Source organism: Pinirhizobacter sp., assembly GCF_035317885.1.
Taxonomy (GTDB): Bacteria; Pseudomonadota; Gammaproteobacteria; order Xanthomonadales; family Rhodanobacteraceae; genus Pinirhizobacter.
In genome coordinates this window covers 1-2,376 of the sequence record NZ_DATHFX010000392.1, presented here as the reverse complement: position 1 = coordinate 2,376, position 2,376 = coordinate 1, and the positions used below count along the sequence as shown (strand labels likewise).

The window sequence follows — 2,376 nt, the reverse complement described above, 5'->3', positions numbered from 1 at the left end:
ATGGGCTTGCCGGCACCGGAGCTTGTGCCCCGGTGCCCGGGATGTTAACTAGTGCGCACGACCTTTGCCGGGATCTCCCATGCGCCGCCTGCTGCCCCTCATGCTGATCGTCGTTGCCACCGCGGCCTCGGCCCAGGCCTATAAATGGAAGGATGCCAGCGGCACGGTGCACTACTCCGACACCCCCCCGCCTACCGGCACCGACTACAAGAACGTCAAGACATCGGGGACTGTCGCACCGCTGGGGCCCTCGCCGGTCGCCCCGGCCCCATCCGCATCGGCGGGCAAGCCCGGCATGCCCATTGCCGATTCCCCCGCCAACCGCAAGTCCGTCTGCGATAGCCTGACCCATAACATGGACTTGCTCTCCGGCTCCGGTCCCTTGTCCATCGATGACAAGAACGGCCAACGCGTGGCCATGGACGACACCCGCCGCCGGCAGGAATTGTCCACCGCGCAGGATCAATACAAGCAGTACTGCAGCAAGTAGGGCCGCCGCGGGCTCGCCGGCCCTATAATTGACGGTTCCACGCCCCACCGGACCCGTCATGCGTCTTAGCCAGTTCCACCTCAATACCGTCAAGGAAGTCCCGGCTGAGGCCGAGATCGCCAGCCACCGGCTGATGCTGCGCGCGGGCATGATCCGCCGCCTGGCCGCGGGCCTGTACACCTGGTCGCCGCTGGGCCTGCTGGTATTGCGCAAGGTCGAGGCCGTGGTCCGCGAGGAAATGCTGCGCGCTGGCGCCATCGAGATGCTGATGCCCTCGGTGCAGCCGCGCGAACTTTGGGAAGAAACCGGACGCTGGGAGAAATTCGGCCCGCAGCTACTGAAGATGCGCGACCGGAAAGAGCAGGAATACTGCTACGGGCCCACGCATGAGGAAGTCATCACCGACTTTGCGCGCAATGAGCTGCGCAGCTACAAGCAGCTGCCGCTGAACTTCTTCCAGATCCAGACCAAGTTCCGCGACGAGATCCGCCCGCGCTTCGGCGTGATGCGTGCGCGCGAGTTCCTGATGAAGGATGCGTATTCCTTCCATCTCACGCCCGAGTCCCTGGCCGAAACCTATAAGGCGATGTACGACGCTTACACGCGCATCTTCAGCCGCCTTGGGCTGAAGTTCCGTGCCGTGCAGGCCGACACCGGTGCCATCGGCGGCAATGCCAGCCACGAGTTCCAGGTGCTGGCCGACGCCGGCGAAGACGCCATCGCGTTCTCCGACGGCTCGGACTACGCCGCCAACATCGAGAAGGCCGAAGCGATGCCGCCCTCCGGCGAGCGGCCTGCGCCGTCGGCCGCGCTCACCCGCGTGGATACCCCCACCCAGAAGACCATCGACGACGTCGCTGCCTTCCTCAAGGTTGCTCCCGCCCAGTGCGTGAAGACCATCCTGGTCAAGGGTCGCAGCGGCCTGGTGGCGCTGTGCGTGCGCGGCGACCACGAAGTGAACGAAGTCAAGGCAGCCCACCTGCCGGAGCTTCCCGATACGTCGGAACTGGCGTCCGAGGCGGAGATCCTTGCCGCTACCGGCACCCGCCCAGGTTTCATCGGCCCGGCGGGCCTGCCCGACGACATCCCGGTGATCGTGGACCATGCCGCCGCGCAGCTGGCCGATTTCGTCTGCGGCGGCAACGTCGACGGCACCCACTACACCGGCGCCAACTGGCAGCGCGACGCACGCATCAACCGCGTGGCGGACCTGCGCAAGGTGGTCGAGGGCGATCCCTCGCCCGACGGCCATGGCACGTTGCGCGTGGCCCGCGGCATCGAAGTGGGGCATGTGTTCCAGCTTGGCGAGAAATACGCCCAGGCGATGAACGCCACGGTGCTGGACGACGCCGGCAAGATCCGCGTGATGTCCATGGGGTGCTACGGCATCGGCGTCAGCCGCATCGTCGCCGCCGCCATCGAGCAGTGCTACGACGAAGCAGGCATCCGTTGGCCCGAGCCCATGGCACCATGGCGCGTGGCCGTGTGCGTGATCAACCCCAAGAACGACGCCCAGGTAGCCCAGGCGGCCGAGGAGCTTTACCAGTCGCTCCGCCAGCAGGGTATCGACGCCGTACTCGATGACCGCGGCCTGCGCGCCGGCCAGATGTTCGCCGACATCGAGCTGATGGGCATCCCCCACCGGGTCGTGGTAAGCGAACGGGGCCTTGCCGCAGGCAGCTTCGAGTATCGCGCCCGCAGCGAAAGCGAAAGCCGCAACCTGCCCCGCGAGGACCTCATCGCCCTGCTTGGTTAAGTCGTGCCGGGTGTGTCATTAAAAGGGCGCCCTGGTGGCGCCCTTTTTCTTGGCTCGGGCGTGGTCGCAGGAGCCGGGGGCGGCCAGCCTCGTCGCTCCGGTTACACCGGCGCTTGGGAGAAGAGGCCGC

The 2,376-nt window shown here is 66.5% G+C and carries 2 protein-coding genes; both read left to right on the top strand.

Annotation, left to right across the window (positions count from 1 at the left end; genetic code table 11):
- Positions 1 to 79: 79 nt before the first annotated feature.
- Positions 80 to 490: a DUF4124 domain-containing protein gene (locus VK519_RS13005; protein ID WP_324350398.1), complete on the top strand. Its 411-nt coding sequence runs from the start codon at positions 80 to 82 to the stop codon at positions 488 to 490.
- A 58-nt stretch (positions 491 to 548) separates the two neighbouring features.
- Positions 549 to 2,246 carry a proline--tRNA ligase gene (locus tag VK519_RS13000; protein ID WP_324350396.1) on the top strand — a complete coding sequence of 566 codons (1,698 nt, stop codon included), beginning with the start codon at positions 549 to 551 and terminating at the stop codon, positions 2,244 to 2,246.
- Positions 2,247 to 2,376: the final 130 nt, after the last annotated feature.